Source organism: Duganella vulcania, from assembly GCF_009857655.1.
Lineage (GTDB): Bacteria > Pseudomonadota > Gammaproteobacteria > Burkholderiales > Burkholderiaceae_D > Rugamonas > Rugamonas vulcania.
Genome location: NZ_WWCX01000178.1, coordinates 1 through 5,753 on the forward strand (window position 1 = coordinate 1; position 5,753 = coordinate 5,753).

The 5,753-nt window shown below is 67.4% G+C and carries 7 protein-coding genes and 1 pseudogene; all 8 read left to right on the plus strand.

The genetic code is table 11. The features are described from left to right. The first annotated feature begins 100 nt into the window (after positions 1-100). Complete coding sequence (locus GTP90_RS34560) at positions 101-892, plus strand: thiazole synthase (RefSeq protein ID WP_161087753.1); 792 nt, start codon at positions 101-103, stop codon at positions 890-892. Beyond that, complete coding sequence (gene thiD / locus GTP90_RS34565) at positions 889-1,767, plus strand: bifunctional hydroxymethylpyrimidine kinase/phosphomethylpyrimidine kinase (protein ID WP_161087754.1); 879 nt, start codon at positions 889-891, stop codon at positions 1,765-1,767. Before GTP90_RS34560 ends, thiD begins: the two co-directional genes overlap by 4 nt. Positions 1,768-1,780: 13 nt before the next feature. Beyond that, positions 1,781-2,425 (plus strand): thiamine phosphate synthase, encoded by a 645-nt coding sequence (gene thiE, locus GTP90_RS34570; protein ID WP_161087755.1) that lies wholly within the window; start codon positions 1,781-1,783, stop codon positions 2,423-2,425. Positions 2,426-2,495: 70 nt separating this feature from the next. Next, a complete protein-coding gene (locus GTP90_RS34575; protein ID WP_161087756.1) occupies positions 2,496-3,125 on the plus strand; it encodes an ANTAR domain-containing response regulator in 630 nt (209 codons plus the stop codon). A 257-nt stretch (positions 3,126-3,382) separates the two neighbouring features. Beyond that, entirely contained in the window at positions 3,383-3,838 is a 456-nt protein-coding gene (locus tag GTP90_RS34580; RefSeq protein ID WP_161087757.1) for a response regulator, read from the plus strand. A 99-nt stretch (positions 3,839-3,937) separates the two neighbouring features. After that, entirely contained in the window at positions 3,938-5,044 is a 1,107-nt protein-coding gene (locus GTP90_RS34585) for an S-(hydroxymethyl)glutathione dehydrogenase/class III alcohol dehydrogenase (protein ID WP_161087758.1), read from the plus strand. Between the two features lie 128 nt (positions 5,045-5,172). Further along, positions 5,173-5,355 (plus strand): hypothetical protein, encoded by a 183-nt coding sequence (locus GTP90_RS34590; RefSeq protein ID WP_161087759.1) that lies wholly within the window; start codon positions 5,173-5,175, stop codon positions 5,353-5,355. Between the two features lie 135 nt (positions 5,356-5,490). Beyond that, positions 5,491-5,753 (plus strand): annotated as a pseudogene (locus GTP90_RS34595) (M56 family metallopeptidase); the annotation flags it as partial.

The following is a 5,753-nucleotide window of genomic DNA, read 5'->3' on the forward strand; positions in this document are numbered from 1 at the left end:
AGTCTGGCATTCGGACACGGCCTCTGCCGTAGCGGGCCCGCTACGGCAGAGGCCGTGTCCGAATGCCAGACTTGACCCCAAAAGACAGAAGGAAATAAATATGACTACGTCAACCCAAGACCTGCTGACCATCGCGGGCAAGAGCTATAAGTCGCGCCTGCTGGTGGGGAGCGGCAAGTACAAGGACCTGCAGCAGACCCGCGAGGCGACCGATGCCGCCGAGGCGGAAATCATTACCGTGGCGATCCGCCGCGTGAACATCGGCCAGGATCCGAAGGCGCCGAGCCTGCTGGATGTGCTGCCGCCGTCGCAGTACACCATCCTGCCCAACACGGCTGGCTGCTACACCGCCAAGGACGCGGTCTACACGCTGCAGATGGCGCGCGAGCTGCTCAATGGCCACAAGCTGGTCAAGCTGGAAGTGCTGGGCGACGAGAAGACCCTGTTCCCGCACATGCCGGAAACCCTGCTCGCCGCCGAGGCGCTGGTCAAGGACGGCTTCGACGTCATGGTCTATTGCAGCGACGATCCGATCCAGGCCAGGATCCTGGAGGACATCGGCTGCGTCGCGGTGATGCCGCTGGCCTCGCTGATCGGTTCCGGCATGGGCATCCTCAATCCGTGGAACCTGTCGCTGATCATCGAGCAGGCCAGGGTGCCGGTGCTGGTCGATGCCGGCGTCGGCACGGCTTCGGACGCGGCCATCGCCATGGAGCTCGGCTGCGACGGCGTGCTGATGAACACGGCCATCGCCGGCGCGCGCGATCCGGTGCGCATGGCGCGCGCCATGAAGCTGGGCGTGCAGGCCGGCCGCGAGGCCTTCCTGGCCGGCCGCATCGCCCGCAAGTTCGCCGCCTCGCCGTCCTCGCCAATGGCGGGCCGGCTGGCATGAGCGAGCGCTTGTCTTCGCAAGTGGCGGCGCAGCTGATGGCCCAACTGGTGGCGCGCCCGTGCGTGCTGGTGTTCGCCGGACTCGATCCGTCCGGCGGGGCCGGCATCGCCGCCGACCTGCAGGCGGTGGCCGGGCAGGGCGCCCACGCGCTCACCGTGGCCACCGCGCTGACGGTGCAGGACAACGACCGCGTCTACGGCGTGCAGCCGGTCGACGGCGCCATGGTGCTGCGCCAGGCGCAGGCGCTGGTCGGCAAGATGACGGTGCGCGCGGTGAAGATCGGCATCCCCGGCAGCGCGTCCAACGCGCTGGCCATCGCCGAGATCATCACCCGCCTGCGCCAGCGCCAGCCGGAGCTGCCGGTGGTGCTGGACCCGGTGCTGGCCAGCGGCCACGGCGACCTGCTCTCGCGCGACGACGCGGTGCAGGCGCTGGCGCCGTTGCTGCCGCTGGTCACGCTGCTCACGCCCAACGGCCCGGAGGCGCAGGCGCTGACCGGCTTCGACGAACCGTCCGCCCAGGCGCAGGCTCTGCGCGCGCGCGGCTGCCGCCATGTGCTGATCACCGGCGGCCACGACGCGGGCAGCGGCGAGGAGGTGGTCAACCGCTGGTTCGGCCCCGGCGCGGCGCCGCCGCAGCGCCTGTCCGATCCCGCGCCGCAGGACGATTCCCGCGACTGGCGCTGGCCGCGCCTGGATGGTGAATTCCACGGCAGCGGCTGCACGCTGGCGTCGGCGGCCGCCGGCCAGCTGGCGCTCGGCATGTCGATGGAACGCGCGCTGGAACTGGCGCAACAGTACTGCTATCGCGCGCTGCGCGGCGCCTACACGGTGGCCGCAGGCCAGCGCATCCCGCATCGCCTTCCCCTGATTTAACCGAGAGCACATCATGCAAGGACTTTATTTGGTTACGCCCAACTGGGACGACACCGGCCGGCTGCTGGAACTGACCGAACGCGCGCTGGCCGCCGCGCAGGACGCCCGGCCCGGCGTGGCGCTGCTGCAGTACCGCCACAAGGAAGCCGGCCCGCAGCAGCGCCTGGATCAAGCCGGCGCGCTGCTGGCGTTGTGCCGGCGCTACGGCGTGCCGTTCATCGTCAACGATTATGTCGACCTGTGCGAACAGACCGGCGCCGACGGTGTCCACCTGGGCGGCACCGACGCCGAGGTGGCGCAGGTGCGCGCCCTGCTGGGGCCGGACAAGATCATCGGCGCCTCGTGCTACGGCGACCTGCCGCGCGCGCTGCAGGCGCAGGCGGCCGGCGCCAGCTACGTGGCCTTCGGCGGTTTCTACCCCTCGCGCGTCAAGCAATACGCAGTCACTACCAAGATGGAGATCCTCGACCAGGCGCGCGCGGCGATCCACGTGCCGACCGTGGTGATCGGCGGCATGACGCCGGAAAACGCCGCGCCGCTGGCCGCGCGCGGGGCGTCCATGGTGGCGGCCATCAGCAGCGTCTACCAGGCGGACGACCCGGCCGCCGCCGTGGCCGCGTTTCTCAGGCTGTACGCCGGCGATAAGATAGCCACATAAAACGCTAGCGGCTTGGGGGGATTTCCGCCTTATAATTGGGGCGTTAGCTTAAGCCTAAGGTGGCCGCCACATGAATGTCCCTTCCAGCCAGAAGCGTCTGATCCTGATCGTCGACGATGACCCATTGCTGCTCGATTTCCTGGGCGAGGTGCTGGGCCACGCCGGCTACGACATCCTCAAGGCCTCGTCGGCCGAGCAGGCCCTGCAGCAGATCGCCCAGCGCGAACCGGACCTGGCCCTGCTCGACATCCACATGCCCGGCATGAACGGCCTGGAACTGGCCAAGCAGCTGCACGCGACCAGCTCGGTGCCGTTCATGTTCCTGTCCGGCCGCGGCGACGCCGACGCCGGCAAGCAGGCCGCGTCCTACGGCGCGGTCGGCTTCCTGGTCAAGCCGGTCGACGAGAAGCACCTGATGCCGGCCTTTGCCGCCGGCCTGGCGCGCGCCGACGAGATCCGCCAGCTGCGCCGCACCGAGCTCAATCTGAACGCCGCGCTGGCGGCCGGCCGCGAGACCAGCCTGGCCGTCGGCCTGCTGATGTGCAAGTTCCAGACCGACCGCAACACCGCCTTCGAGGTGCTGCGCGACCACGCCCGCTCCAACCGCCGCAAGGTCAACGAGGTGGCTGACCAGCTGCTGGCCGCCGAGGAAATGTTGAACAGCTTGCACACCGCTTTCAACCAGCGTCTGAAAAAGTAAACGCCGGCGGTATTTTTATCGGCATTTTCTTGCTTTGCATCACCTTTAATGTAGACTGTGTCCATAGCGGCAGGCCGGTCCTGCCCGCTTTGTAGTAGTGCGGCGGGGCCTCCAACCTGCGCCTGCCGCCTCCCCGGCCGCCTGTCCCCTGCGACCGTCATTGTCCGTTCGGCCCAACTCCGCCGACTCCCGCGTTGCCATGAGCGCCCCGTGCTGCCGGCACCGCATTCCTATCAGTTTTGTGTGCGGAGACACTTATGACGACCGATTTTTCCCAGGATACCTACCGTCCCTTCAGCGAGCAGGATGTCGGCGCCGCGATTGGCTTTTCGGTGTTTGCCGAGGCGCCGCGCGTGTTGCACGTGGACGCGGACCTGGACACCGCGCTGGTGCTGTCGATGCTGCTGGTGCCGGAGACCCACGTCACCCACGTGGCCTCGCTGGCCGCGGCCGAGCTGATGCTGCTGGAGCGCCGCTTCGCGCTGGTGGTGATCGACCCCGACCTGCCCGACGGCGACGGCACCAGCCTGGTGATGCAGCTGCAGCAGCGCCATCCCCATGTGCGCGTGCTGACGTACTCGGCGCGCCATCCCGAGCGGCACAACGCCGGCGGCGCCTTCCTGCCCAAGCCGTGGACCTCGCCGCGCCAGCTGTGGCGCACGGTGTCCGAGCTGCTGGGCATCGGCGCATCCATGCCGGCCGAACCGCAATAATCGTCCGCGCCACAGATCGTCCGCGGCTTGCTATCATGGCGAACCACCGGAACGGTCCGCCGTTCCGGTTTCCCGAACAACGCAGCCACAGGACGAACAATGAAAACCAAAGCAGCCATCGCATGGCAGGCGGGCAAACCGCTGACGATCGAGGAAGTGGAACTGGGCGGCCCGCGCGAGGGCGAGGTGCTGGTCGAGATCAAGGCCACCGGCATCTGCCACACCGATTACTACACGCTGTCCGGCGCCGATCCGGAAGGCATCTTCCCGGCCATCCTCGGCCATGAGGGCGCCGGCGTGGTGGTCGACGTCGGCCCCGGCGTCAAGTCGCTCAGGAAGGACGACCACGTCATCCCGCTGTACACGCCGGAATGCCGCCAGTGCAAATTCTGCCTGTCGCAGAAGACCAACCTGTGCCAGTCGATCCGCTCGACCCAGGGCCGCGGCCTGATGCCGGACGCCACCAGCCGCTTCTCCATCGACGGCAAGCCGATCTACCATTACATGGGCACGTCGACCTTCTCCAACTACATCGTGGTGCCGGAGATCGCGCTGGCCAAGATCCGCGAGGACGCGCCGTTCGACAAGGTCTGCTACATCGGCTGCGGCGTCACCACCGGCGTGGGCGCGGTGCTGTTCACGGCCAAGGTCGAGGCGGGCGCCAACGTGGTGGTGTTCGGCCTGGGCGGCATCGGCCTGAACGTGATCCAGGCGGCCAGGATGGTGGGCGCCGACAAGATCATCGGCGTCGACATCAACCCGGCCCGCCAGGAAATGGCGCGCAAGTTCGGCATGACCCACTTCATCAATCCGAAGGAAGTGGAGAACGTGGTTGACGCCATCGTCCAGCTGACCGACGGCGGCGCCGACTACAGCTTCGAGTGCATCGGCAACACCACCACCATGCGCCAGTCGCTCGAGTGCTGCCACAAGGGCTGGGGCCAGTCCATCATCATCGGCGTGGCGGCGGCGGGGCAGGAGATCTCCACCCGGCCGTTCCAGCTGGTCACGGGCCGGGTGTGGAAGGGTTCCGCGTTCGGCGGCGCGCGCGGGCGCACCGACGTGCCGAAGATCGTCGACTGGTACATGGAAGGCAAGCTCAATATCGACGACCTGATCACCCACCGCCTGCCGCTCGAGCGCATCAACGAGGGCTTCGACCTGATGAAGAGCGGGGAATCGATCCGCTCGGTGGTGATCTACTGACGCCTGTCGCGACGGAGTGCGGCTGGCTCCGCCAAAGCTGCATTCCGTCGCAATCCGCAGGCGTTCAGCGAGGTGTTTGACTACAGTGGAGTCATGGAAGCAAGGCCCACCACTGAAGGAGAAACATCATGAACGTACTGAAAAACATGGAACTGATCTTCGTCGCCAGCGCAGTCATCCTGTGCGCCACCGGCTACGCCAGCGCCGAAGTGCGCACCACCCCGGCCATCGACGCCGGCTCGGTCAAGATGGCGGTGGTGGACGGCGTCAAGATGCCAGTCGTCACCATCAGCGCCAAGCGCGCCCACTAATCCCGGCCGGATGCATGTAGAAAAAAAGTTCTAGACATCGACATCTAGATAATTTATTCTACATCCATCAACTGGGGAGTGCGGCATGGAAGCGATACTCGGAATACGCAGAATTTCACGGCAGGCGGGGCGCGCATGAACGGCGTCCTGGCCGCCCTGGTGCCCGCCGTCGGCTGGGCGCTGTTGCACTTCATCTGGCAAGGACTGCTGATCGGCTGGGCCGTGGCGCTGGCGATGTCCGCGCTGCGCGGCGCCCGCCCGCAGACCCGCTACGCGGTCGCCTGCGCCGGCATGCTGCTGTGCGCGGCGCTGCCGCTGGCCAGCATCCTGATGCAGTTGTCGGACGCCGGCGCTGGCGCGGGTTCGCCGCAGATCCTGCGCGTGCTGGCGGGGCAGGG